The following is a 23,433-nucleotide window of genomic DNA, read 5'->3' on the forward strand; positions in this document are numbered from 1 at the left end:
TAAACCCATGCATGACGATCAGGAACTCGTTCGAAGGACCCTCCGCGGCGATCGCGGCGCCTTCGAGGAGATCGTCCGGCGGTACCAGCAGGCCGTCATCAATTACATCGGCCGGATGGTCCGGGAGCGCGAAATGGCCCTGGACTTCAGCCAGGAGATCTTCCTCAAGGTCTACTCTTCACTCCGCTCCTACCGCCCCCAGTTCAAGTTCAGCACCTGGCTGTTCAAGATCGCATCGAATTACATGATCGATTATTGGCGGAAGAGAAAGATCGCGACCACGTCCTACGATCAGCCCGTGGACGGTGTCGACGGGTCCGCCTGCATTCAGGTGACCGACGACGGCCCCTCCGTCTCCCGCCAATACGAGATGCAGGAGCTGCGCGGCCGGATCGAGGAGGCCATGGACCGCCTCCCCCCCGCCCTGCGCGAGCTCTTCGTCTGGCGCCACGTCAACGGCTTCAGCTACGAGGAGATGGCCGACATCAAGTCGCTCCCGGTGGGCACCGTCAAGAACCGCGTCTTCCAGGCTAAAGAGATGCTCAAACAGCTTCTCGAGGAGCCCGCATGAGCTGCCTGCGGTTGGACGAGATCCACGAATTCCTCGAAGGCGGGCTGGATGAGTCCGGCGCCCGCCGCGTCGAGGCTCATGCCGCGGACTGCCAGGCCTGCCGAGGCGCCTTGGACGCCCGGCGCCGGATCCACCAAGCCGCCCTCTCTCTCGAGCCGATCGCCGTGCCCGACGGATTCGCCGCCGGCGTCCTAGCCCATCTGGATCTGGTCGAGGAAGCTTCCCTGCCCCGGCTGAGCCTGCGCGGCTGGCTGGCCGCGACCATGGCCGGCACGGCCACCTTCGCCGCCACCCTGATCGGGCTGGCGCTTCTTTCCGGCCGCAATCTGGGCGGCTACCTCTTCCACCTGTCCGACGGGCTTCTGGGGTACCTCCAAGGCGCCGCAGCCACCGTCGTCAAGCTGGCCAAATACGCCCTCGTTTTCCTCAAGATCGCCCGGGAATTCACCGGCGCCTTGCTCGAAGTCCTCAAGCGCGCCACGGCGTTTATCGGACCCGAGGTTCAAGCGGCCTGCTTCGTGGCCGCCCTCGTCTTCCTGGCCGCAGGTGCCGTACTCTGGAAGCGCCGCCAACTCACTCTGGAGAACCGCCATGACCAATAAGCCTCTCCGGATCGGATTCGTCGCCCTGCTCGTCCTGAGCGCCGCCTGCGTCGTCACCGCCCAGGACCGCGGCGACCGCGTCGTCTATAAGGACACGATCGTCGTGGCCGCCGGAGAGACGCGGGAGAACATCATCGCCTTCGGCAGCGACGTCGTCGTCGAGGGCACGGTCAAGAAGACCGTCCTCGCCATCGGCGGCTCGATCACGGTTTCCGGCACGGTCGGCGAGGCGGTCGTCGGGATCGGCTCGCGGATCAAGCTCCTGCCCCAGGCCAAGATTGACGGTGACTTGGTCATGATCGGCGGGAGTGTCGCCAAGGAGCCCGGGTCGAGCGTGGGAGGCGATACGGTTTCGATCAAGGTCGGGGATTTGACCGGCAAGTTCTTCGGCCAGGGCTTCGCGGGCCTGTTCTCGCTGGCCTTCTGGCCCCTGTTGATCATCCTCAAGCTGGTCAACGCATTCATCTGGCTCCTGGTGGCCATCGTCGTAGCCGCCCTCTTTCCGCGCCAGGTCGTCTTCGCCTCCGGGCGCATCCGCCGCCAGTTCTGGCCCATCTTCGGCACCGGCTTCCTGGCCCTGGTCATCTTCACCGTCTTCGTCGCCTTCGCCGCCGTGCTTTGCCTGGTCCTGATCGGCATCCCCATCCTGCTCTCGCTTGTCCTGGCCGGTATGGTCGTCAAGATCTTCGGCAAGGTCGTCATCTTCTTTCTCATCGGCGAAAGCCTGGCCCAAGCCTTCAACCGCAAATCGGTCACCCCCGTCGGCGGCGCGCTGCTCGGCCTGTTCCTGCTGACCCTGATCAGCTTCGCGCCGTTCCTCGGCTTTCTGGTTTCGACGGCCATGAACATCCTGGGCTGGGGCGTGGCGCTTCGGACCAAGTTCGGGACGCACGAGAACTGGTTCCAGCGCGGCCCGCATGTGCATCCGGCTTACCCCGGAACGCCCGCTCCGCCGACGCCGCCCGCGGCCTGACCGGACGAACGAACGACGGCATTCTCCCGAGGAGCCCCCCATGAACGAAGTCTTGCGCGCGATTCGAAACCGCCGCAGTCTGCGCCGATTCAAGCCCGATCCCCTCCCCGAGGAGGCGCTGAAGGCGATCCTGGAGGCCGGGCTTCAGGCCCCCACCGGGCACAACGATCAGCCCTGGTTCTTATCTGTGGTGTTGGATCAGGCCTTGCTGCGGGAAATCAGCGATGGCGGCAAAGCGGCGATGAGGACGATCCCGGTCCCCTGGATCGCCGAATTGGGGAAGAACGAGAAATTCCAGATGTTCTACGGCGCCCCGGCCGTGGTCTTCGTGTCGGCCCGCAAGGACGCCGTCTCGCCCTTAGCCGACGTCTGCGCCGCCATCCAGAACATGCTCCTGGCGTCCGAGAGCCTGGGGATCGGCTCCTGCTGGATCGGCTTCGCCAAATTTTATTTCACGGGCCCGGATCGCCTGGCCCAGCTGGGCATCCCCGAAAGCCACGAGGTTCATTACGGCGTGGCTTTGGGATTCCGGCCCGACGGGCTCGTCCTGAACCCGCCGGACCGGAAGTTCGAACACTTCTATCGGATCATTCGCTGATCCTTTAGTTCATCCTCATGCCCGCCATGCCCGGCGAGAGCGTGCGCAGGCTGCCGCCGACAAAGGCGGCGATGTCCTCCGGCTTCCAGCCGAGCTTGATCAGCCCGAAGTAGAAAGCCCGCTTAACCGTCAGGTCATTGGCCTTTTCGATCGTCTTCAAGTTGGCGATCAGGTTGGAGGCCGAGCCGAGGACTTTCTTGGCCGCATCGGCCCTGACCAGCCCGGCCGGAACGTCCTCGGGGTCGTAGTCGACGCCCCAGATCACCTTCTTGGCGATGATCTTGTCCTTCAAGCCTTCGGGGACCACGGCGAGGCCGGTCACCAGGAACGGCTTCTCGGCCGCGCCCAGGAAATCCCCGAGCAGGGGCTCGCCGGGATTGATGAGCTGGGCGAAGACGCCGTTGGCTTCCATCGCCTTGAGGGCCGCCTTGCCGGAGTCGGTCAGGCGCCCATTGACCACCCAAGCCGTGTCGTCGCCCGCGAACTCCACCCGGCCGAAGCCGACGTTGGCCGCGGTCAGGTCCAGGAACTTGACGTCGCCGCCGAAGACAGGACTCTTGACGCCCACGGCAGGATCCTTGCGGACCGGCTGGGGCTGGCCGGGTGCGGCCGGGGCTCCCATGTCCAGGAGGGCCATGATCTGGGCGACGCGGGGGTCCGACGCCTGGGACGTGGCGGCGCGGGAAATCTCCCGCTCGTACATCCGGCCCAGCACGGCGGCCTTGTTGGCGAAATCGCTGTTCTTCCAGGCCGCGCCGGGCAGCGCGGCGTTGATGTTGGTGAACCGCATCATCATCGAGTTGTAGAGGTACTGCCGATCCGGGATGAGCATGTTGACGGTCGTCTCGTTGGCCGTGTTGATCGTCCCCTGCAGGACGAACTGGGCCGTCTTGCGCAGGATCTCGGCGTCGATCTTGGAAGTGTCGTCGCCGCTGTCATGGTAGTCGGGGTGGCCGACGCCGCCGTCGGTCATCAGGGCCAGCGATTCAATGCCCTTGGTGATGAAGGCGGAGTAGTCGCTGCCGCCGGGTCCGGCCGTGCCGGGGTGGACGACCGAGATGACGTCGGGGTCCTGGTCGCGCTTGATGACCTTGTCCCAGATCTCGGGGAAGTTCAGGGCGCCGGGGGCGCCGATGCCGTTGCCCAGGCCGACCATGTCGCAGTTGAAGTTGGCTACGACCTTGTCCATGACGATGCCGGCCGGAGGCTTGCTGCCGAAGTAGTTGGACCCGAGCAGGCCCATTTCCTCACCGCACCAGGCGGCGAAGATGATCGTTCGCTTGGGCTTGAAGCCGGCCTGGGTCAGCACCCGGGCGACTTCCATGACCACGGCCGGGCCGGAAGCGTCGTCGTCCGCTCCGTTCATGACGACCGAGCCCCGGGTTCCGAGGTGGTCGAGATGCCCGCCCAGGACGATATACTGATCCTTCAGGGCCGGGTCGGTCCCTTCGATCTTGCCGATGACGTTGAGGCCGTCACCGCTGTATTTGTTGATCTGGTCGTAGCCCTTCAGCGCGATCATGGCGCCGGTGGCCTTGGAGCGGGACTTCTTGCCGCGGATGTCCCAGCGCAGGGCGTTGAGCGTCTTGGTAAACTCGTTGTTCGAGGCCGTGGCCGGCTTCCGCATCAAAGCCCGGAAGACGCGCTCAGTGACGTCGAAGGCCAGGAAATTGCGGGTGAAGGCCGCCGGGGCGTTGGGGCCCCCCATAGGGCCGCCCATGACCATGATCCGCCCCATTGGGGACGGGTTGGGATCGTAGAGCAGGATCGCCGCGGCGCCCTTGTCGAAGGCCGTCTTGATTTTCGCGGCGTCGGAGGTCTCGTCGTTGGTCAGCCCGAGCGGAGCCGGAGGCGGGCCTTGAGGGTCCCCGCCCATCATCCCCCTGCCTCCGGGCATGGTGAACGCATCCGGCGAGCCTTTGTAGGCCAGCACGATTTTGCCCTTGACGTCGGTGCCGGCGTACTCGTCCAAGCCCTTGGCCGGGAGCGACAGCCCGTAGCCCACGAACACGACGGCGCCCTTGACGGCGGTCTTGGCCGTAGACAGGGCGTTGACGGTGAAGTCGGAGTCGTCGGAATAGAAGGCCTTGCCGTCGACCGCCAGAGCGGGGACGCCAAGGTTGACGGTAACGGGCCGTTGGATCGGGACTTTCTGGAAATAGGACGTTCCGCCGTCGCCGCTCGGCTTCAGTCCGTACTCCTTGAACCGGGCCAGCACGTAATCGGCCGCCTTCTGGTAGCCGGGCGTGAGGGTCTGGCGGCCTTCGAGCTGGTCGGAGGCCAAGTACTCGATGTGGCTTTTGACTTTGTTGCCGTCCGCCTTGTAGGTTTGGGCGAAGGCGGGGGTCAGGCAGAGGGTCGCGACCGCCGCGACCAGCAGAAAGGACGCGGTCTTGCGCAAAGACATGGTTGAATCCTCCTAGAGAACATGAAGATGGGATTATAACCCCGGCGGGGGCAGACTCCAACACTTCCGCGGGGATCCATCACTGAGATATACTCGCCGGCATCCTTAAAAGTTCCGTCTTTTATAAATCTTCCAGCCGACGACCATCACCCGCGCGGGTATTCCTGAGGAGAGGGAAAGGCCTACGAAGGCTCGCCTCAACGCCTCATTTGGCGCCGCCGAGGCTCTCCTTGATCCGAGCCGGGGTCATCGGGAGATGGCGCAGGCGCGCCCCCATCGCGTCGTAGACGGCGTTGGCCAGGACGGCCCCGACCGTGATGATGGCCGGTTCGCCGCCGCCTGAGATCGGGACCTCGGGCGAGTCGACGAGGACGGACTCGATCCTGGGCAGCCAGGTGAAACGGGGCAGCTCGTAGGTGTCGTAATTGAGGTCCAGCACCTGCCGATTCTTGAACCGGACTTCCTCGCTCAAGGCATAGCCCAGCCCCATCGTCAGGCAGCCCTCGATCTGCAGGCGCATGCCTTCCGGGTTGACGGCGACGCCGGAATCGTGGGCGCAGGTCATCCGCTCCACCCGGACCCGGCCGGTCGCGGGGTCAACCTCGACCTCGGCCATGGTGGCGATATAGGTCCCCAGGTAATCCGCGCAGGCCAAGCCGCGCCCCCGCCCCCGGCCTGCAGCCGCGGCCGGAGTCGGGGCGGGCTTCCAATCGAACGCGGCCGCGGCGGCGTTCAGAACGCGGGCCAGCCGCGGGTTGGCCAGATGGGCCAGCCGGAACTCGAGCGGGTCGCGACCGGCCCGGACGGCCATGATGTCGATCTGGCTCTCGCGGGCGAAGGTATTGGTGTTGCTGGCCGGCGCCCGCCAGGCGCCTACGTCGAACGGGTGGGCGCTCGCTCCTCCCCCGCTCCATTCGCCCCGCACGACCGTGCGATGATTGGGGATGTCATAGAACTGCTGGGAGCTGCGCTCGCCGGCATAGAAGACTTCGTAATCCCAGAAAACGATCCGGCCGGCGGCCGAGAGCCCCGACTTGATCTTGACCACCGCCGCGGGGCGAAAAGTGTCGTAGAAGAATTCGTCCTCGCGGCTCCAGGCCACCTGCACGGGCCTTCCGGTCGCCTTGACCAGCCGGGCGGCCTGGACGGCCTGCAGGTTGCGGCTCTTGCCGCCGAACCCGCCGCCGACATACGGCATGATCACATGGACTTTAGCCGCGGGGACGCCCAGCGCTTGGGCCATCTCGTCTTTCAGCCGGAACGGGGCCTGGGTCGAGGCCCAGACCCTGGCCCGGCCGTCCTTGAGCTCGACCAGCGCGGTATGCGGCTCCATCGGGGCATGGGCGACATAGGCGTTGGTGAAGGTCTCGTCGAACGATTGGGTCGCGGCTTTCGCCCCCTCGGCCAAGTCGCCGGCTTGGGCGACCGCCCTCCCCTGCGGGGCATTCTTGACCAGATGATCGAAGATGTTGGCCTCGTTCAGGCCCGTCTCCGGGGCCTCCCATTCGGCCTTAACGGCGTCCAACGCGGCTGCGGCCCGGTCGGGACGCTCGTGAACGACGGCGATCAGATCGGCGTCTTGGATGACTTTGGCGCCGGCGATCTTTTCCGCTCCGGAGAGGTCCAGGCGCACCAGCTTGGCGCCGTGGGCCGGAGGCCGCAGGATGCGGGCGTAAAGCATCCCGGGAACGCGGATATCGCCCGAGTACATCGCCGCCCCCGTCGCCTTGGCGACGGCATCCCGCCGCATGGCCGGCCGACCCATGACTTTGAATTCCGCCGGCGGCTTGAGCGGCGGCTTCGGCGTGACATGCCGCTCGATCGTCCGGCCTTGGGCCAGCTCGCCGTAAGACACTCTATTCGCCGGCTGGGTTTTATCGACGATAAAACCGGATCGGGCCTGGAGCCGGTCGAGGGGCGTGCGCAGCCGTTCCGACGCCAGCTCCAACAGGACCGCCCGGGCTTCGGCCGCGGCCGCCCGCAAAGCCGGCCCGAACGACCGGATGGTCTGCGATCCGAACGTCCCCATGTCGTAGGGGCAGAGGTCGGTGTCGCCCATGACCATATCCACGGCGGCAGGGTCGATCTCCAGCTCCTCGGCCAACATCAGCGGCAGGGCGGTGTTGGCGCCCTGGCCCTGCTCGATCTTGCCGGTGAAGCAGGTCACCCGGCCGTCGGCGCCGAGGCGCAGGAAGGCGTTGAAGTCCGACGGCAGGCCGCGCCCTCCGCCCTGCAGGCGGGCCGGCTCCTGGCCCGGGAAAAGAGGATCGCCGGCGGCGACGAAGACGATGATGCCGCCGCCCAGCCGCTTGAGGAACTCGCGGCGATCCAGCCTCGCTTCCCAAGCGGAGCGAGGGCGGCTAAGGCCCGAATAGGCGCTCATCGATTTCCTCCCGCCATCCGGGGTGCGGCGTCCAAGACGGCCTGGACGATTCGAGTGTGGGCGCCGCAGCGGCAGATGTTGTCATCCAGCCCGCGCAGCACGGCCTCCCGGGTAGGCTTGGGATTCTTTTTTAGGAAGGCCAAAGCGGTCAGAATCATGCCGGGCGTGCAGAAGCCGCACTGCATGGCGTCGTGCTCGACGAAGGCCTTCTGCAGGGGGTGAAGCGTTCCGTCCGGCCCGGCCAACCCCTCGATCGTGACGACCCGCTTGCCGCGGACGTCCTTCAGCCGGAGCTGGCAGGAGCGGGCCGCCGCGTCGTCCACTAGGACCGTGCAGGCGCCGCACAGGCCGACGCCGCAGCCATGCTTGGCCCCGGTCAGGCCCAGATCGGTCCGCAGGACCCAAAGCAGAGGCCGTTCGCCGTCAGCCTCCAGCCGGACAGGCTTGCCGTTGAGCGTCAATGGGATGGCTTCGATCATGGCCGGTCCTCCCTGCGGGCGGCCGGGAAGCCGCTCCGCCGTCTACCATTGGCCTCATGATACCACCGCGGGCCGGGGAAAAGCCAAAGCCGGGGGGCTACTGAACGCCGGTCAACTGGATGTCGGTGACCGTGATCATTCCGGTCGCCAGGCTGCGGTCCTGGGTGATCTTTCGCAGCAGCAGGCCGCGGGCCCGTTCATAAACATAAGTGAACGATTGGCGCGGCCCGTCCGATTGCAGGGCGACATACTGGGCATCCGCGTTGGCCACCCGGACGGCGAATCCGGTCAGGGGATCGCGGTCGATCACCTGTCCGACGGCGAGTCCGGCCAGCACGGCCGGCGGGATCGCCAGTGGCGCCAGGCTGCCGGGGCCGTCGACGCTGTTGAACTCCGTGATCCCGAACGTGCCCTGAGTCTGCGTTCGGCCGTGCAGCCAGAGCCAATCGGCGCCGCTTCGCTGGAGCTGGAGGCTGGCCGTGATCGCCAAGGGCGTCGGCACGATGCCCTGCCCTTGCAGGACGGACTGGCCGCGATAGGCCAGCGTCCGCGCCGCTCGCAGGCTCTCCGCCATGGGCTTGCCCAGCCAGGGCAGATTCAGTTGCCGAGCCCCGCGGAAGCGCAGAAAAGTGGCGTAGGAGACCGAATCCGAGAGCGGCTGGGTACGGTCGCGAATCGCGGGCGGCTCGCTCGTCAGGCGGCTCAAGTAGAGCAGGTATCCGCCGGCCTGGTCGTAGATGTAGGAGGTCCGGCTGGCCCCGCCGATGATGACAATGTGGGTCGCCTGATAAGTCCGCCCGGCCTCGTCCCGCCAGGCCGTGGTCCGGGCCAGCGTCCGGCCCGCCAGCGGCAGTCCATTCCAGGGATAGTCGCGGAGGACTTGGGCCTGACGCCGCGGATGCATCCAGAAATCGCCGCCGGTGTCCGAGGTGACCAGAGAGTCCAGGCTCGTATTGTAGATGGGCGTCGTGTCGCCGCCGTTAAAAAGATAAAACGGCTCGGCCAGCGCAAACACACCGCCATCGCCTCCGACGACGGTGGCCTGGATCAATCCATGCGAGCCGAGGCCCTTACGCTCCGTGGCGTAACGGCGGCCTTGCCGGTCCGCCCAATCGCCCTCTTCGTCCGGCACCCAGCCGTTGACCGAACCGGACAGGCTCCCGGTCATCAGATAATAGGTCAGCCGGAGCCCGGGCTTGATCGAATCCGGGGCGAGGGCGGCTGCGGCGGGCGGGGCTTGAAACCGGGAGGCCGCCCGTCTCGCGGCAGAAGCCGCAGTCTCGGAACGGAGAAGCCCGGTGGCCGCGCCCAAGGCCGCTAGCCCAAAGAGGCCGAGCAGAGCGAGAAACATCCGGCGGCGTTGGATCATGGAGAGCCTCCTAGGCGCCGGAACTATATGAGATTCCGGCGCCCTTGGCAACACTCCCTCGGTCGCCCGATCGGATCCCCCCGCCTCGATCCGCAAAAGTGCGGGCGGAGCTTGACATTGACGTAACGTAATAGTTTAGAGTGAGGGGGAATAAACCCGCTCGATCCCCCGGGCTTTTAGCCCGGGGGATTAACAGGGTTAATACTGAGCGGCGCTTTAGCCCCCGATTTGAAAATCGGGGTTCGAGCGCCGCGAACGTATCGAGGTGAGCTCGTGACCTACACCGTCAAGAAGCTGGCCGACCTGGCCGGAGTCAGCCCGCGCACCCTGCGCTATTACGACCGGATCGGGCTCCTTACGCCGGACGCCGTCGGCGCCAACGGCTACCGGTATTACGGGGAGAAATCGGTCCTGCGCCTGCAGCAGATTCTTTTTTACCGCGAGCTGGACCTGCCCTTGGTCGAAATCAAGACGCTTATGGGCCAGCGCGGCTTTTCGGCCCAGCGGGCCCTGCGAGGGCACCGCGAGGCCCTGCTCGGCCGGGTCACTCGGCTCCAACGCCTGATTCGGACGGTGGACGACACGATCCTGTACCTGCAAGGAGAGAAACCGATGACCAAGAAGCAATTGTTCGAGCCGTTCAGCGAAGAGACGCAGGAGGCTTATGCCAAACGGGCCGAGGAAATGTACGACCCGGAGACCGTGCGGGCGTCCAATCGGAAGTGGAAGGCCTATAGCCAAGCCGAGAGAAAGAGGATCATGGACGAAGGGAACGCGGTTTACGCCGACCTGATCGCTGCGATCCCGGAGGGCCCGGCGGGCCCTGCGGTCCAAGCCTGCATCGCCCGCTGGCACAAGCACCTGCAATACTTCTGGGCACCGAACCGGGATCAATTATTGGGCCTGGCCGCGCTGTACAACGATTCGCCGGAGTTCCGGGCCAATTTCAATGCCCTGGACCCGCGCCTGGCCCCCTTCATGCGGGAAGCCGTGGCGGTATACGTCGAACGGATGGGATAAGCGCCGCGGCGCCTGATCCGGCAGCCTTCAATCACCGTAGGCCGCCGGGCTCCGATCCGGCCTCATGGACGATCCGTCCATCGATAACGGTCATCAGGACCCGGACGGACGGGAGGGTTTCGGCTGGTGATCGAAAAAGGTCGCGATCGAGAAGAATCAAATCCGCCAGCTTGCCCGGCTCCAACGTGCCTTTGTCCGCCTCGGAGAACTCGGCAAAAGCCGCATCGCGGGTGTAGGCGGTCAGACACTGCTCGCGGGTCAGCCGCCGGCCGTCCGGCCCCGGGCGGGCCATGGCCAGAGCGATGACCTCAAAGGGAGACATCAAGGGCGTGGCCGTCACCGAATCCGTCCCAAAAACAATCTTGACACCGGCATCGAGCAGACGCCGGCAGGGGAATAAGTCCTTGGGCGGCGGGCCGCCGCCCTCCCCGCGGTCGAAAGCGGCCAACAGGGGCGGTTGGACGCTGGCGATGACGTGCGCCGCAGCGTAAAGACGAATCCACTCCGGCGGCACATTATGGGCGTGTTCGATGCGAAACCGGGGATCCCGCGGATGGACGGAGTCGTTGACTCGATTGAAGATTTTAAGGATCTCGAAACCGCCGGCATGGACCATGATCGGGAGCCCGGCCAGCGTCGCGCCTTCGAACCAGCCGTAGACTTCGGCCTCCGTGGGCAGACTGGACCAGCGGTCCGGACGGCCCGAACGGTCGAGGACGGGAGCCTGAGTCCAGGACATTTTAAACAGCTTGAGCGCGCCCCAGCGAAGCCAGGCATCGCCCCGCCCGTGCGCTTGGACGTAGTCCCGCAGCCGCGTCCAGGCCGGCAGCGGGACGGCGGCATAGATCCGAACAAGCAGGCGATTCTCCCGGCGCAGCCGCTGGAAAATGAGGAGCTCCTGCCAGTTTCCGGAATGTTGAACCGAAGTCACGCCCCAGGAGGCCAGGCGAGCCATGATCGCTTCCGACGACTTCCCGGCTTGCTCCCCGGCCCGTTCGGCCAGAACGGCATCCATGAGCTCCATCGGTCCGCCCCAAATCAACCCCGTCGGGAGACCGGTCCGGTCCCGAACGATTCCCTCGGGAGGACTGCCTCGGGTATCCCGACCGATCCCGGCCGCCTCGAGCGCCGCCGCGTTAGCCAAACCCGCCTCGCCGCGCCCCCGCAGCAACCAGACCGGATTCCGCGGCGTGGCGCCGTCGATCCAGTCCCGCGTCGGGAGCTCGCCGCCCCATTTGCGTTCGTCCCAGCCTTCACCGAAGATCCACTCCCCGGGCGGAACGGTCCGGGCATACGCCGCCACCGCCTCGCTGAATTCCTTTTTCCCGGCCATGTAGCGGAGGCTCAGGGGCGCAACACCTCCGGTCGTATTCAAGTCAAGAAGATGGAAGTGGGCGTCAATCAAGCCGGGCAGGACCGAGCATCCACCGGCGTCGATGATCCGCGTCTCCGGCCCCGTTACGGCCCGGATCTCGCCGTTCGAGCCGACGGCGGTGATCCGTCCGTCTTGAACGGCGAGGGCCTCGGCCCAAGGCCTTTGCGGGTTTCCCGTCCAGACCCGGGCCTTGATAATCGCCAGGGATACGGCCGGACCGGGCGCGGCTCGGCCTGCGGAGGCCGAAAGCAGGACGGCCGCCGCGAAGGCGCCGAACCTGTGGAGACGCGGGAGGATCATGGTCGAGGAGACCGGGCCGGAGCCCGGAGGCTCAAACCTGCATGATGTCTTTTTCTTTGGCCGCGACGGCTTCCTCGGTCTTCTTGGTGAAGTCGTCGGTGATCTTCTGGAGGTCCTCGAGGCCCTTGAACCGGTCGTCCTCGCTGATCTCCTTTTCCTTCTCCAGCTCTTCGATGAAGTCCTTGGTCTCGCGCCGCATGTTGCGCAGGGCGGTCTTCTCGTCCTCGAGCATCTTCTTGACGCCCTTGACGATCTCCCGCCGGCGCTCTTCGTCCAGCGGCGGCACGGGGATCTTGAGGAGCTTGCCGTCATTGAGCGGGTTGAGGCCCAGCCCGGCCGCCCGGATAGCCTTGTCGATGCCCTCCAACAGGCTGTGGTCGTAGGGCTGGACGGTGATCAGGGTCGGGTCGGGGATGCCGATCTTGGCCATCTGGTTGACGGGGGTGGCGACGCCGTAGTAGTCGACCTTGATGTCCTCGAAGATGCCCAGGTTGGCCCGGCCCGTTCGGACCCGGCCGAGCTCCTTGCGGAAGTGCTCGAGCGAGGCCTTCATCTTCTTTTCGAGATCTTTCAGCACGTCTTTGACCATGATGAACCTCGGGAGCGGCCGCCGCTCAGTACACCCGGGTGCCGACCACCTGGCCCAGGACGGCCCGCTTGATATTGCCGGACTTGCGCAGGCTGAAGACGATGATCGGCAGGTTGTTGTCCTTGCACAGCGAGATGGCCGTGGCGTCCATGACCTTGAGGCCCCGCTTGAGGACGTCCATGTAGCGAATGGAGGCGAACCGCTTGGCCGTCTTGTCGATCAGCGGATCGGCCGTGTAGACGCCGTCGACCTTGGTGGCCTTGAGAATGACCTGGGCCCGAATCTCCAGGGCCCGCAGCGCGGCCGCGGTGTCGGTGGTGAAGTAGGGGCTGCCCAGTCCGGCGGTGAAAATGACGACCCGGCCCTTTTCGAGGTGGCGGATGGCCCGCCGCCGGATGAACGGCTCGGCCACGGCCCGGATCTCCAGGGCCGACATGTGCCGGGTCGGGACGCCTTCTTTTTCCAGGGCGTCATGGAGGGCGATGCCGTTGATGATGGTGGCCATCATGCCCATCTGGTCGGCCGAAGCCCGGTCCATCCCTTCGCCCGTGCCCCGCACGCCGCGGAAGATGTTGCCGCCTCCGATCATAAGCGCGACCTGAACCCCCAAGCCGTGCAATTCCTTGATTTCGCGGGCCACGTGGGAGGCGGTGACGATGTCGATGCCGAAGGCCAGCTTGCCCAGCAGGGACTCGCCCGACAGCTTCAGCAGGACGCGATCGTAAGCGGGGCGCGGCGAGTCCATAGCCGCCTCACTTCTTGATTTCGAACCGGGCGAAGCGCCCGATCTTGGTGTTTTCCTTGAATTTGGCGACGAACTGAACGACGAGGTCCTTGATCTTGACCTTGTCGTCGCGGACGTAGGTCTGCTCGAGGAGGCAGACTTCCTCGTAGAACTTGGTCAGCTTGCCCTCGATGATCTTCTCGATGATCTCGGGCGGTTTCTTGGAGTCCTTGAACTGCTCGCGGGCGATGGCCCGTTCCTGCTCCAGGATCTCGGCCGGAACGTCGGCCGGGGCCACGTACTTGGGGGCCGCGGCCGCGATATGCATGGCGATATTCTTGACCAGCTCCTTGAACTCCTCGTTGCGGGCCACGAAGTCGGTTTCGCAGTTGACCTCGAGCAGAACGCCGATCTTGCCGGTCATGTGGATATAGGATCCGATCAGGCCCTCGTTGGCGATCCGCTCGGCCTTATCCTTGGCCCGGGCGTAGCCCTTCTTGCGCAGGATCTCGATGGCCTTGTCCATGTGACAGCCGGCCTCGTCCAGGGCTTTCTTGCATTCCATCATGCCGATCCCGGTGCGCTCGCGCAGCTCCTTGACCTGTTCGGCGGTGACATTTGCCATAGGGTGCTCCTTGTCGCGGACGCCGGACGGCTCAGGCCGAAGCGGCTTCGTCGGCATCGGCGGCGGCGTCGCCGCTCTTCTTGTCCTCGAGCATGTCTTTTTCCACCCGGGCCTTGCGGCCCTCCATGATGGCTTCGGCCATTTTGTTGGTGAACAGCTCGATGGCCCGGACGGCGTCGTCGTTGCCGGGGATGGGGTAGGCCAGGTTTTCGGGGTCGCCGTTGGTATCGACGATAGCCACGATGGGGATGTTCATCTTCGTGGCCTCCAGCAGGGCGATCTCCTCGTTGGAGGAGTCGATGACGAACATGGCCCCGGGCATCCGGGTCATGGTCTTGATGCCGCCCAGGTTCTTGGACAGCTTGCGGTAGACCTTCTCCATCCGGGATTGCTCTTTCTTGCTCAGCAAATCCCAGCGGCCGTCCTCGCGCATCTCGTCCAGCTCGACCAGCTTGTCGATCGAGCCGCGGATGACCTTGAAGTTGGTCAGCAGGCCGCCCAGCCAGCGCTGGTTGACGTAGCTCGAGCCGCACTTGGTGGCGGCGTCGCGAATGATGTCCTGAGCCTGTTTCTTGGTCCCGACAAAGAGAATCTCGCGCCCCTCGCCGGCCAGGCCTTTGACGAACTGCAGGGCCTCTTTGAAGACCTTGATCGTCTTCTGCAGGTCGATGATATAGATCCCGTTGCGCTGGCCGTAGATGAATTCCTTCATCTTGGGGTTCCAGCGCTTGGTCTGATGTCCGAAGTGGACTCCCGCCTCCAAAAGCTCTTTCATCGAAACTGAAACCACGGCCGTCTCCTTTAGCGTTTGTGGTACTGCGGAGCTTTGCGGGCGCCCAGCAATCCGTACTTCTTGCGTTCTTTGATCCGCGCGTCGCGGGTGACCATACCGGCCGCCTTGAGGACCGGCTTGAGCTCGCGGTTGAACTCGATCAGGGCCCGGACGATGCCCAACCGGACGGCCTCGGCCTGGGCGTGCACGCCGCCGCCCTCGACCCGCATGAAGACATCGAACTTATCGTCGGTCGCCGTCATCTGGAGCGGCTGCCGGATGGCCAGCCGGTGCGATTCGGTGTGAAAGTACTCGTCGAAGGGCCGCGGCCGCTTCTTGACGAACAGCGTCAGATCGCCCTTGCCCGACCGCAGGAAGACCCGGGCCACGGCGGTTTTGCGCTTGCCTGTGCCGTAATACTGGATGAGACTCAATGCAGGTTCCTCCTACTCAAAACCGGTGTTCCTGGGGATTTTGCGCCACATGCGGATGCTCGGCGCCAGGATAGACCTTGAGCTTCTTGTAGACCGCCCGGCCGAGCTTGTTCTTGGGGATCATGCCCCACACGGCGCGCTTGATGACCTCTTCCGGCTTGCTGGCCAGGAGGTCCTGCAGGACTTCGGTTTTCAACCCGCCCGGGTACCCGGAGTGGGAATAGTATTCCTTGTCGGCGGCCTTTTTGCCCGTCACGACGATCTTGGCCGCGTTGATCACGACGACGAAGTCACCCGTGTCGACGAAGGCCGCGAACATGGGCTTATGCTTGCCCCGCAGCAGCACGGCCGCCTCGGTGGCCAGCCGGCCCAGCACCTTGCCTTCGGCGTTGAGGATCCACCATTTCCTTTCGATGTCGCCCTTTTTTGGGACAAAAGTCTTCATTCGCGTCTTCCTCGAGAGAGAAAAGTTATTGCAATACGCAGATTAAGTCGTAAAGCAAAATGATGCAATAAGATACTAAATCCGGGCCCCCGTGTCAACTAGGCATGGAGCCTTTTTTCGGGGCCTAAAAACGAATCCCCTTCCGCCTCCGGGCCTGGCGGGACCGGGCGAAAGGGGATTCAGGGCGGGGACGGATGATAAGCGATCAGCCCGTCTTCTTGAGCTCCTTCTCCAGCTTCATGCGTTCGAGCTGGCGGGTGCGGGCTTCCATGAACTTGTCGCCGTAGCGGTTGGCCTCTTCCTGGTAGCGTCCTTCCTTCTCGGGATAGAGCTTGGCGTGGACGTTGAGGTAGAGAATCTTCATGTAGGCGTAGGCGTCCGGGAAGTTGGCGTCGATCTCGATGGCCTTGAGCAGGTTCTTCTCGGCGTCGGCGGCGGCGGCGATCTTATCGGAGTCGGACAGGAAGTTCTGAAGCTGGTAGGCCTTGTTGAACCGGTTGACGCCGATGGTGTAGAAGATCTCGGCCGAGGCGGGCTCGAGCTGCTTGCGCATCATGTGGAAGGCCAAGGCGTTGTCGAACTTGTCCTTGAACTCGGTCGCGCTCAGCTGGTCGAAGTAGTTGGCCATATAGGCGTAGCCCTGGACGTTCATAGGGTCCGTCTCGATGCGCCGCATGTACATCTGCTCCGCCTTCTCCTTGAGCTCTTTCTTTTCGGAGGCGTAGCGCTTGTAGAACTCGGCGATGATGTAGTAGTTGTTCATGTTGCCGGGTTCCAGATCGATGATCCGCAGGTACATCTTCTCGGCGTTGTCGAAGTCGCGCAGCTTGTCGAACATGTCGCCGAGCGAGTAGATGACGTCCTTGTTGTTGGGGTCGATCTCGAAGGCCTTTTGGAGGGCCTTGAGGGCTTCCGCGGCCCGCTCCTTGTTCTCGGCCGTTTCCTTGGCCGGGACATAAAGGGCCTTGTAGCTCTCGCCCAGGAAGCGATAGGCTTCCTTCAGGTCGGGGTTGTTGCCCAGAGCCGTTTTGTACTCGACAATGGCCTTGCTGTACTTGTTGTCGATGAAGAGGGCGTTGGCCTTGTTAAAATGAAAATTCGCGGTCAGCTTTTTGACGCTCAGCTTCTGGCAGCCGAAGGCGGCGAAGACCAGCAGGAGCGCCAGCGCCGCGACGAGAGCGCGGGACGTCCGTTTATCCGACATCGTGACCTCCTTGGACACTCCGTCCAACGATAGATGGAAACTCATTTATAAACGAACCCCGGGGGAAAGTCAACTTGGCCGGACGGCCGCTCATGCCCCCCGGAAGTAGATCCGGATCGGATTGCCCTCGAATCCGAAGGCTTCGCGCAGGCGATTCTCGAAGTGCTTGGCCGAGGCCGGGGCGAAGGTCGCGTTGCGGCCGGCATAGAGGCGGAAGGACGGCGGCAGCACGCCCGCCTGGGTCATGTACTTGATCCGGAAGCGCCGGCCGGAGGGGGTCATGGGCGAGTTGTTCCGGTGAACCCCGTCCAGGAACCGGTTCAGGTCGGCCGTCCCGATCGTCCGGCCGCCGGCCCGCCAGACGGACTCGGCCAGGTCCAGAATGCGCAGGACTCTTTTACCGGTCAGGGCCGAGACGGTCAGGACCGGGGCGTAGCGGATGAACTCGAGCCGGGCGAAGACCAGATTCTCGAGCTCGCCCGCCTTCATCATCTCGTCCCGGACCAGGTCCCACTTGTTGACGGCGACGATCAGGGGCTTGCCGGATTCCTTGGCCATCTGGGCCACCGCCGCGTCCTGCCGGGTCGGAAACTCCAGGGCGTCGAGCAGCAGGCAGAGGACGTCGGCCTGGTCGATGTTCTTGCGCGACTTGATGACGCCGGCCGACTCGCGCTCGTCGCCGGTCTTGGACAGCTTGCGGATCCCGGCCGTGTCGACGAGGCGATAGGCCTTGTCGCCGCGGCGAATCAGGACGTCCACACTGTCGCGGGTCGTGCCCGGCAGCTCCGAGACGATCAGCCTCTCTTCGCCGCACAGCCGGTTGGTCAGCGAGGACTTGCCGACGTTGGTCCGGCCGATGACGGCGATCCGCAGCGGCTTGTCGGCCGTCACCGCGTCCTCGGCCCCGGCTCCGGGGAGAAGATCGACCAGAGCCTCAGCCAAGGCGTCGAGGTTGACCGAATGCTCGGCCGAGATGAAATGGAGCGTCTTCTCGCCCAGACGGTAGAACTCGGCCGCCTCGGGTCCGGGGCGGTCGGTGTCGATCTTGTTGACGGCCACGACGAGCGGCTTGTCCAGCTTCTTGAGGGACTGGAAGAGACCGCGCTCGACCGGCAGCAGGCCCCGGCGCCCATCTACGAGGAAAAGCAGGACGTCGGCCCGGCGGGCCGCCTCCCAGGCCATCTTGTGGACCTGGGCGGCCAGGGGCTCGGCCCCGGCCAGCTCGTCGATGAACCCGCCCGTGTCGATGAGCTCGACTTCGCGGTCCAGCAGCCGGACGGCGGCCGAGACGCGGTCCCGGGTCATGCCGGGCAGGGAGTGGACGAGGGAGACCCGGCGGCGGGCCAGCTTATTGAAGAGGGTCGACTTCCCGACGTTGGGAAAGCCGACGATGGCGATTTGGGGCAGGTCCGCCATCAGTCCTTGGCGACGAGGGAGAAATCGGGGGCGAAGGCCCGGTTCAGGGCGATATGGCCGTTGAGGGTCTCCCGCTCCTCGCCGTCGACGAGGATGAAGACCTTCTTGATCGTTTTAAAGTTGTAGGCCAGCGAGTTGACGATGGCGAAGACGGTGGCTTTCTCGGCCTCCGACCCGGAGGGGTGGGCGGCGGAAAGCTCCTTGGAGAAGTCGGCGTAAGCGACACCCTCCTTGGTCACGAAGATCTGGCCGACCTTGGTTTCGACCGGCAGGGCCGAGGGCAGGCCGTTCTTCGAGCCGTTGATCAGCTCGGTCAGAAGGCTTTCGGCCTCTTGGGCCACGGTCGCCGCGACGGGGATCGTCCGGGTCTCGGGCACGAACAAGTCGTCCTCCTCACGCAGAAAAAAGAGGGTGACGGTCTTCGTTTCCTTGGTCGGGGCGTTCACTCCGACCGGGGTCTCGGGCGTTTCCACTTGGCGGGCGATCCGCTCCGGCGAGATGCCCAGGATGAAGAGGATGACGAGGCCGACGAGCAGGGCGGCCAGGCCGAGAATGACGGGCGTGCGGGACTTGGCCATGGCGGGCTCAGTCCTGCCGCAGCAGCTTGAGGTACGCGGCCAGACCCTGATAGACAGCCTCGGCCACCTTGGCCTGGAAGGCGTCGTCGGTCAGGCTCTGCTCCTCCTCGGGGTTGGAGATAAAAGCCGCCTCGACCAGCACGGCCGGGCAGGCCACACCGCGCAGGACCGAGAAGTCGGCCTGCTTGATGCCGCGGTTTTCGGTCCCCAGGAGGGCGTTGAGCTCGCGCTGGATCAATTCGGCCAGCCGGGAGCTCTGCTTGATATAGCCGGCCTGGGCCATGTCCCATAGGATCATCTTGACCAGGTCCTTGTCGTCCTCGACGATCCGCTTGTCGACGCCGGAGGCGGTGTTTTCCTGGTAGGCCAGCTTGCGCGATTCCTCGTCCGTGGAGTTGAGGCTGAGGAAGAAGGTCTCGGAGCCGCGGGCCTTCTTGCGGAAGGAGCCGTTGGCGTGGATGCTGATGAACAGGGCCGCGTCGTTGTTGTTGGCCAAAGCGGCCCGGTTTTCGAGCGAGACGTCGATGTCCTTGTCTCGGGTCAAGACGACCCGGTAGGCCAGGTTGGCCTCGATCAGAGCCTTGAGCTTGAGGCTGATGGCCAGAGCCACGTCTTTCTCGACGGCCCCGAACTTGCCCTTGGCCCCGACGTCCAGGCCGCCGTGGCCGGGGTCGAGGATGATGGTCCTCTGCTGGGCGGACGCCGGCGGGCAGAGAGCGAGGGCCGCGAAGAGGACAAGCGCGGCCGTCGCCGCGATCGCTCCGGCCCGGGTCCTTATCTTCTCGATGACATGCATGGCGGAATTGTGGTGGAGGCGGCGGGAATCGAACCCGCGTCCGAAAACATTCCGCAAGACGCCTCTACGTGCTTTTCCTCGTCTTTGTTCTCGCCGCGCGGGACCCGGCGAGGAAGGGTCCGCGAAGCCAGCCCCTATTGATTCGCTCGCTCGGCTCGGGGCTCGCCAAGTCCGCTATCCTGCTGGTCGGCGCTCCAGCGGCCCCGCAGGCGAGAGCCGAAGGAACGGCATGCCTAAAGCTTAGGCAGCGAGGGGTAGTGTTTCTGCACTTCTTAGGTCCACCGTTTAACGAGAGAGATGGGATCTCGGCATGCAGCGTCAGCTTCACTGTCTCCGTCGAATCCGTTCGCCCCCACGCTCGAATTCGTCTATCAGTATAGGGTGGAAGGAAGAGGAAGTCAAACGGGAAGGGGGGCTCGGGGTATGGAGGGTCAAAACACGCTCGCGCGCCCAGCGAGCGCGCTCGCTCCGCCGACTCGGTCGCTCCCCCTGCTCCGCAGGGGACCGTGCTCGCTCCTTCGTCGATTGGTTTTGACCCTCCAAACCCATCGCCCGAGCTTTTTAAAAAAAATTTCCAATGGTTTCGGCCCCCCATTGCCCTCGCCCCCCGTATTGAACTTCAAAAGGCAACAAAACCAAATCCAAAGCGAAAGCAAAAAACCGTTTATAATACCGCCCGGAGAACAACGATGCGCATTCAACTGGCTTATGGCGCGGAGGGTCTGGAGCTCGTCCTTCCGGACGAATTGAGGCCTGTTGTCATCGAGCCGAGGCATCGTCCCGCCCTGGCCGAGGCCAAGGCGGCGGTCCGGTCCGCCTTGCGCGCCCCGATCGGCTCCCCCGCCCTAGCGGCCCTGGCCGGCGCCGGCGGGCGGCGGCCGATCGGCATCATCTTCAGCGACGCCACCCGGCCTCTCCCCCGCCGCCTGCTCCTCGAAGCCGTCCTTGCGGAGCTGGCCGATGTCCCCCGGGAGGAGATCATCCTATTCAACGCCCTGGGCACCCACCGTCCCAGCCCGCCCAAAGAGCTCGTCGAGATGCTCGGGCCGGAAATCGCCGCCGGGTACCGCATCGTCCAGAACGACTCCTTCGATCCCTCGACCCAAGTCTCGCTTGGCCGCTCGTCCTTCGGCCACCAAGTCCGGCTGAACGCCGTCCTGCCCGAATGCGGGCTCCTTGTCCTGGTGGGATTCATCGAACCCCATCTCTTCGCCGGTTTTTCCGGCGGGCCGAAATCGATCATGCCCGGCCTGGCCGGCCAAGCCACGGTCCTGGGAAACCACGACGCCGGAATGATCGCTCACTCCGCGGCGGTCTGGGGCCGGATCGACGGCAATCCTATTTGGGAGGAGGCCCGCGAGGTCCTACGACGGCTCCTGGACTGGGAGGGAGGGCGTCGTGCCTTTCTCCTCAACGTCACGCTGAACGCGGCCAAGGAAATCACCGGCGTTTTCGCCGGGGAATGGGAGGATGCCCACCGCCGCGGCTGCGCCTTTGTCCGCGAGACGGCCATGGTCCCCACGGACGGGCTGTTTGACGTCGTCGTCACCACCAATTCGGGCCGCCCGCTCGACCTCAACGTCTATCAAGCCGTCAAGGGCATGAGCGCCGCGGCCCGGATCGTCAAAGACGGCGGGGCGATCGTCTGCGTCTCGGAGTGCCGGGAAGGGATCCCGAGCGGGAGCGCCTTCGAGTCCATCCTGGCCGGCGGCGGGAACCCCGATGAAGTCCTGCGTTCCATCCTAACGGCGCGCGGGCCCGTCCAGGACCAATGGCAGGCCCAGATCCAGACCCAGATCCAGCGGCGGGCCGAGATCCACCTTTACGCCGACGGACTGGACGACGCCTCGATCCGCCGCATCCATTTAATCCCCTGCCGGGATCCGGCGGGGACGATCCGGCGCCTGGCCGCGGCGCGGGGGCCGGCGGCCCGGATCGCCGTGCTGCCGCAGGGGCCGCAGACGGTTCCCGAGCCCTCGTCGCAATAATATTGGGCCGAGGACGATCAAAGCATCGCCCGCGCGAGCCTGATCCGACTCCTAGGGGAGATTCCCGAACAGCCCGCCGAACGCCTTCCAAATCCGATTCGTCAGGCGCACATGGCTCGGGCTGGACGGCTTGACGGGAGGCTCCGAGCGGACCGCATTCGCGGCCGACAAGACGCCGACCGTCATTTCGCCGTCCGTGAAATACCAGTCCTTCTCGCCGTTCACGTCGCGCAGGGTCGGCCCGATGCCCGTGACTTGAAAGACCCGCTCCAACAAGCCCAGCCGCTCGAGATCGGCCATCAGCTTGTCCCTCTCCGCGTCGACGGCAGGGGCGATATGATGGGTGATCTGGCCGGTCCGCCGGCTCAGACCGACGCTCCGGTCGAAGGTGGCCGCGCCCAACCAGATCGGCCGGCCGCTCGCATCCGCATCCGGCGATAGCCAGAACCTGACGTGATGCCGACTGCGCATGGCCCGCCCGACGGCCTGCTCGAAAGCCAGATCCTGGCGGCGGCCGTACAGGAACAGATCGCTGACCGGGGCGTTGGGGTAGCGGCCGTCGAAAAGCTCGGTCTCGACGACCCGCAGGTCGTGAAGGATCGTCTTGGCCGCGGCCTTGCGCCATCCCGCCGCCGCCATGGCGCCCTCGACATCCGGCCGGGTTCCCACAAGAGCGACATTGAGGGGATCTCCGGGGATCTTTTCGGTCTTATAAGTCTTCTTGGGAGCGGCTTCGAGCCGGGGCATATGTTCGTAATGGCGCCAGAACAGGGGAAAGACAACATACGCGACGCAAATATAAACGAGGAGGACGAAAATCAGGGCCCGGCCCAGCCGACGGCTCCAGCGGGGCCAGCGTCGATTGGGCATGTCCGGGGCTCCCTTAGAATGGACGGAGCGCATAGAAGACGCTTTCTGCGGCCCGGGCCGGCCGGCCTTCGTCCCCAAATTCTGATCGTCCATCCATTTATTGTCGTTTCTAATCCATCTCTTGTCAAAACATTCCGGATATGGATTATAATCGCCCCGAACAAGGAGGGAACGCGTCATGCCTCCCTATTCGCCCGCGCTGGCCATCCTGACCGGTTTATTCGAGCTCCTGGCCGCCGCATGGACTCTGAACAGCCCCGGCCGCAAATCTCTCCTGCGGCCGACCGCGTTCATTTTCATTCTTCTGGCCGGCTACCAGTTCGCCGAAGTTGCGGTCTGTTCACGGCCGGAGAACCTGCTTTTCTCCCGTATCGCCTTCCTGGACATCACCTGGCTGCCGCCGGTCGGAATCTGGCTCGTCTACCGGCTCCTCGCGCCCAAGCCGCGCCGGATTCTCTTCCCGGCCGCCTTCATCGCCGCCGCCGTCGCCATGAGCGCCTGGATCGCCCTCGATCCCGCGGCCATCACCAAATCCGTCTGCCAAACCGTGGTGGCCCGCTACTTCCACGGCGCCAATTTCGATTTCGCCTTCGGCATGTTCTACCAGGCCGGCATGGGGGTCCTGATCTTCTGGCCCGCCTTGACCATGGCCGGGGTCGGAGATGCCAACGCCCGCAGCAACCTGGCGACCATCCAGACCGGAGTGCTGGGGTTCGTCCTGCCCTCTCTTTTCCTGCGCCTGTTCGTCAAGGAGCCGGACGGAATCATGCCGTCGGTGATGTGTCATTTCGCGGTCACCCTGGCCGTGGCCCTGACCCTGCTGGTGAGCCGGGAGCGGCGCTTGGCCGTAGGTGAGGAAAAGCGGATCCAAGCTTCGCACGCCTGAAAGGCGCAAGGTCCGCGCCCGGCCGGCGC

General features: G+C 64.8%; 23 protein-coding genes and 1 other RNA gene. 7 read left to right on the forward strand and 17 right to left on the reverse strand.

Annotated elements, in window-relative coordinates; translation table 11 throughout:
* Positions 1-7: 7 nt before the first annotated feature.
* Genes NTZ26_03095 through NTZ26_03110 form a run of 4 tightly spaced genes read left to right on the forward strand, consistent with a single transcriptional unit; the run spans position 8 to position 2,744 of the window.
* Positions 8-571, forward strand: a complete 564-nt coding sequence (locus NTZ26_03095) for a sigma-70 family RNA polymerase sigma factor (GenBank protein MCX6559480.1) — start codon at positions 8-10, stop codon at positions 569-571.
* Positions 568-1,173, forward strand: a complete 606-nt coding sequence (locus NTZ26_03100) for a zf-HC2 domain-containing protein (protein ID MCX6559481.1) — start codon at positions 568-570, stop codon at positions 1,171-1,173. Before NTZ26_03095 ends, NTZ26_03100 begins: the two co-directional genes overlap by 4 nt.
* Complete coding sequence (locus NTZ26_03105; GenBank protein MCX6559482.1) at positions 1,163-2,146, forward strand: hypothetical protein; 984 nt, start codon at positions 1,163-1,165, stop codon at positions 2,144-2,146. The genes NTZ26_03100 and NTZ26_03105 overlap by 11 nt, the downstream gene beginning before the upstream one ends.
* A 40-nt stretch (positions 2,147-2,186) precedes the next feature.
* Complete coding sequence (locus NTZ26_03110) at positions 2,187-2,744, forward strand: nitroreductase (GenBank protein ID MCX6559483.1); 558 nt, start codon at positions 2,187-2,189, stop codon at positions 2,742-2,744.
* A gap of 4 nt (positions 2,745-2,748) precedes the next feature.
* On the opposite strand, the gene NTZ26_03115 is transcribed toward NTZ26_03110, so the two are convergent.
* The 4 genes from NTZ26_03115 to NTZ26_03130 all read right to left on the reverse strand — a co-directional run bounded on the left by NTZ26_03115 (position 2,749) and on the right by NTZ26_03130 (position 9,382).
* Entirely contained in the window at positions 2,749-5,151 is a 2,403-nt protein-coding gene (locus NTZ26_03115) for a M20/M25/M40 family metallo-hydrolase (protein ID MCX6559484.1), read from the reverse strand.
* Between the two features lie 205 nt (positions 5,152-5,356).
* Positions 5,357-7,534 (reverse strand): molybdopterin-dependent oxidoreductase, encoded by a 2,178-nt coding sequence (locus NTZ26_03120; GenBank protein MCX6559485.1) that lies wholly within the window; start codon positions 7,532-7,534, stop codon positions 5,357-5,359.
* Positions 7,531-8,013 carry a (2Fe-2S)-binding protein gene (locus NTZ26_03125; protein MCX6559486.1) on the reverse strand — a complete coding sequence of 161 codons (483 nt, stop codon included), beginning with the start codon at positions 8,011-8,013 and terminating at the stop codon, positions 7,531-7,533. Before NTZ26_03125 ends, NTZ26_03120 begins: the two co-directional genes overlap by 4 nt.
* A 97-nt stretch (positions 8,014-8,110) precedes the next feature.
* Positions 8,111-9,382, reverse strand: a complete 1,272-nt coding sequence (locus tag NTZ26_03130; GenBank protein ID MCX6559487.1) for a hypothetical protein — start codon at positions 9,380-9,382, stop codon at positions 8,111-8,113.
* Positions 9,383-9,655: 273 nt separating this feature from the next.
* Between NTZ26_03130 and NTZ26_03135 the strand changes: the two genes are divergently transcribed.
* Positions 9,656-10,402 carry a MerR family transcriptional regulator gene (locus NTZ26_03135; GenBank protein MCX6559488.1) on the forward strand — a complete coding sequence of 249 codons (747 nt, stop codon included), beginning with the start codon at positions 9,656-9,658 and terminating at the stop codon, positions 10,400-10,402.
* A gap of 31 nt (positions 10,403-10,433) precedes the next feature.
* On the opposite strand, the gene NTZ26_03140 is transcribed toward NTZ26_03135, so the two are convergent.
* From NTZ26_03140 to ssrA, 12 genes are all read right to left on the reverse strand, one after another.
* Positions 10,434-12,077: an amidohydrolase family protein gene (locus NTZ26_03140; GenBank protein MCX6559489.1), complete on the reverse strand. Its 1,644-nt coding sequence runs from the start codon at positions 12,075-12,077 to the stop codon at positions 10,434-10,436.
* 31 nt (positions 12,078-12,108) lie between these two features.
* A complete protein-coding gene (gene frr / locus NTZ26_03145; protein MCX6559490.1) occupies positions 12,109-12,666 on the reverse strand; it encodes a ribosome recycling factor in 558 nt (185 codons plus the stop codon).
* A 25-nt stretch (positions 12,667-12,691) separates the two neighbouring features.
* Entirely contained in the window at positions 12,692-13,411 is a 720-nt protein-coding gene (gene pyrH, locus NTZ26_03150; protein ID MCX6559491.1) for a UMP kinase, read from the reverse strand.
* A 7-nt stretch (positions 13,412-13,418) separates the two neighbouring features.
* Positions 13,419-14,015: a translation elongation factor Ts gene (gene tsf, locus NTZ26_03155; GenBank protein ID MCX6559492.1), complete on the reverse strand. Its 597-nt coding sequence runs from the start codon at positions 14,013-14,015 to the stop codon at positions 13,419-13,421.
* A gap of 31 nt (positions 14,016-14,046) precedes the next feature.
* Positions 14,047-14,805 carry a 30S ribosomal protein S2 gene (rpsB, locus tag NTZ26_03160; protein ID MCX6559493.1) on the reverse strand — a complete coding sequence of 253 codons (759 nt, stop codon included), beginning with the start codon at positions 14,803-14,805 and terminating at the stop codon, positions 14,047-14,049.
* An 11-nt stretch (positions 14,806-14,816) separates the two neighbouring features.
* Positions 14,817-15,221, reverse strand: a complete 405-nt coding sequence (rpsI, locus tag NTZ26_03165; GenBank protein MCX6559494.1) for a 30S ribosomal protein S9 — start codon at positions 15,219-15,221, stop codon at positions 14,817-14,819.
* Between the two features lie 16 nt (positions 15,222-15,237).
* On the reverse strand, positions 15,238-15,666 hold the full coding sequence (rplM, locus tag NTZ26_03170; protein MCX6559495.1) for a 50S ribosomal protein L13: 429 nt from the start codon (positions 15,664-15,666) through the stop codon (positions 15,238-15,240).
* 205 nt (positions 15,667-15,871) lie between these two features.
* On the reverse strand, positions 15,872-16,870 hold the full coding sequence (locus NTZ26_03175; protein MCX6559496.1) for a tetratricopeptide repeat protein: 999 nt from the start codon (positions 16,868-16,870) through the stop codon (positions 15,872-15,874).
* Between the two features lie 90 nt (positions 16,871-16,960).
* A complete protein-coding gene (gene der / locus NTZ26_03180; protein MCX6559497.1) occupies positions 16,961-18,286 on the reverse strand; it encodes a ribosome biogenesis GTPase Der in 1,326 nt (441 codons plus the stop codon).
* Positions 18,286-18,864, reverse strand: coding sequence for a GerMN domain-containing protein (locus NTZ26_03185; GenBank protein ID MCX6559498.1), 579 nt, complete (start codon positions 18,862-18,864; stop codon positions 18,286-18,288). The genes der and NTZ26_03185 overlap by 1 nt, the downstream gene beginning before the upstream one ends.
* Positions 18,865-18,871: 7 nt before the next feature.
* Positions 18,872-19,660 carry an N-acetylmuramoyl-L-alanine amidase gene (locus NTZ26_03190; GenBank protein ID MCX6559499.1) on the reverse strand — a complete coding sequence of 263 codons (789 nt, stop codon included), beginning with the start codon at positions 19,658-19,660 and terminating at the stop codon, positions 18,872-18,874.
* Positions 19,661-19,670: 10 nt separating this feature from the next.
* Positions 19,671-20,014: a transfer-messenger RNA gene (gene ssrA, locus NTZ26_03195) on the reverse strand.
* Between the two features lie 335 nt (positions 20,015-20,349).
* Between ssrA and larA the strand changes: the two genes are divergently transcribed.
* Positions 20,350-21,648, forward strand: a complete 1,299-nt coding sequence (larA, locus tag NTZ26_03200) for a nickel-dependent lactate racemase (GenBank protein MCX6559500.1) — start codon at positions 20,350-20,352, stop codon at positions 21,646-21,648.
* 51 nt (positions 21,649-21,699) lie between these two features.
* Here the strand turns inward: larA and NTZ26_03205 are convergent, their stop codons facing one another.
* Positions 21,700-22,518 carry an LssY C-terminal domain-containing protein gene (locus NTZ26_03205; protein ID MCX6559501.1) on the reverse strand — a complete coding sequence of 273 codons (819 nt, stop codon included), beginning with the start codon at positions 22,516-22,518 and terminating at the stop codon, positions 21,700-21,702.
* Between the two features lie 178 nt (positions 22,519-22,696).
* Between NTZ26_03205 and NTZ26_03210 the strand changes: the two genes are divergently transcribed.
* Positions 22,697-23,404: a hypothetical protein gene (locus NTZ26_03210; protein ID MCX6559502.1), complete on the forward strand. Its 708-nt coding sequence runs from the start codon at positions 22,697-22,699 to the stop codon at positions 23,402-23,404.
* Positions 23,405-23,433: the final 29 nt, after the last annotated feature.

The sequence above is a fragment of the Candidatus Aminicenantes bacterium genome, assembly GCA_026393855.1.
Lineage (GTDB): Bacteria > Acidobacteriota > Aminicenantia > Aminicenantales > UBA4085 > UBA4085.

Excerpts from the sequence above, each read along its gene's own strand:
- NTZ26_03095 (MCX6559480.1), top strand. The coding sequence starts at position 8 with ATGCATGACGATCAGGAACTCGTTCGAAGGACCCTCCGCGGCGATCGC.
- NTZ26_03100 (MCX6559481.1), top strand. The coding sequence starts at position 568 with ATGAGCTGCCTGCGGTTGGACGAGATCCACGAATTCCTCGAAGGCGGG.
- NTZ26_03105 (MCX6559482.1), top strand. The coding sequence starts at position 1,163 with ATGACCAATAAGCCTCTCCGGATCGGATTCGTCGCCCTGCTCGTCCTG.
- NTZ26_03110 (MCX6559483.1), top strand. The coding sequence starts at position 2,187 with ATGAACGAAGTCTTGCGCGCGATTCGAAACCGCCGCAGTCTGCGCCGA.
- NTZ26_03115 (MCX6559484.1), bottom strand. The coding sequence starts at position 5,151 with ATGTCTTTGCGCAAGACCGCGTCCTTTCTGCTGGTCGCGGCGGTCGCG.
- NTZ26_03120 (MCX6559485.1), bottom strand. The coding sequence starts at position 7,534 with ATGAGCGCCTATTCGGGCCTTAGCCGCCCTCGCTCCGCTTGGGAAGCG.
- NTZ26_03125 (MCX6559486.1), bottom strand. The coding sequence starts at position 8,013 with ATGATCGAAGCCATCCCATTGACGCTCAACGGCAAGCCTGTCCGGCTG.
- NTZ26_03130 (MCX6559487.1), bottom strand. The coding sequence starts at position 9,382 with ATGATCCAACGCCGCCGGATGTTTCTCGCTCTGCTCGGCCTCTTTGGG.
- NTZ26_03140 (MCX6559489.1), bottom strand. The coding sequence starts at position 12,077 with ATGATCCTCCCGCGTCTCCACAGGTTCGGCGCCTTCGCGGCGGCCGTC.
- frr (MCX6559490.1), bottom strand. The coding sequence starts at position 12,666 with ATGGTCAAAGACGTGCTGAAAGATCTCGAAAAGAAGATGAAGGCCTCG.
- pyrH (MCX6559491.1), bottom strand. The coding sequence starts at position 13,411 with ATGGACTCGCCGCGCCCCGCTTACGATCGCGTCCTGCTGAAGCTGTCG.
- tsf (MCX6559492.1), bottom strand. The coding sequence starts at position 14,015 with ATGGCAAATGTCACCGCCGAACAGGTCAAGGAGCTGCGCGAGCGCACC.
- rplM (MCX6559495.1), bottom strand. The coding sequence starts at position 15,666 with ATGAAGACTTTTGTCCCAAAAAAGGGCGACATCGAAAGGAAATGGTGG.
- NTZ26_03175 (MCX6559496.1), bottom strand. The coding sequence starts at position 16,870 with ATGTCGGATAAACGGACGTCCCGCGCTCTCGTCGCGGCGCTGGCGCTC.
- der (MCX6559497.1), bottom strand. The coding sequence starts at position 18,286 with ATGGCGGACCTGCCCCAAATCGCCATCGTCGGCTTTCCCAACGTCGGG.
- NTZ26_03185 (MCX6559498.1), bottom strand. The coding sequence starts at position 18,864 with ATGGCCAAGTCCCGCACGCCCGTCATTCTCGGCCTGGCCGCCCTGCTC.
- NTZ26_03190 (MCX6559499.1), bottom strand. The coding sequence starts at position 19,660 with ATGCATGTCATCGAGAAGATAAGGACCCGGGCCGGAGCGATCGCGGCG.
- larA (MCX6559500.1), top strand. The coding sequence starts at position 20,350 with ATGCGCATTCAACTGGCTTATGGCGCGGAGGGTCTGGAGCTCGTCCTT.
- NTZ26_03205 (MCX6559501.1), bottom strand. The coding sequence starts at position 22,518 with ATGCCCAATCGACGCTGGCCCCGCTGGAGCCGTCGGCTGGGCCGGGCC.
- NTZ26_03210 (MCX6559502.1), top strand. The coding sequence starts at position 22,697 with ATGCCTCCCTATTCGCCCGCGCTGGCCATCCTGACCGGTTTATTCGAG.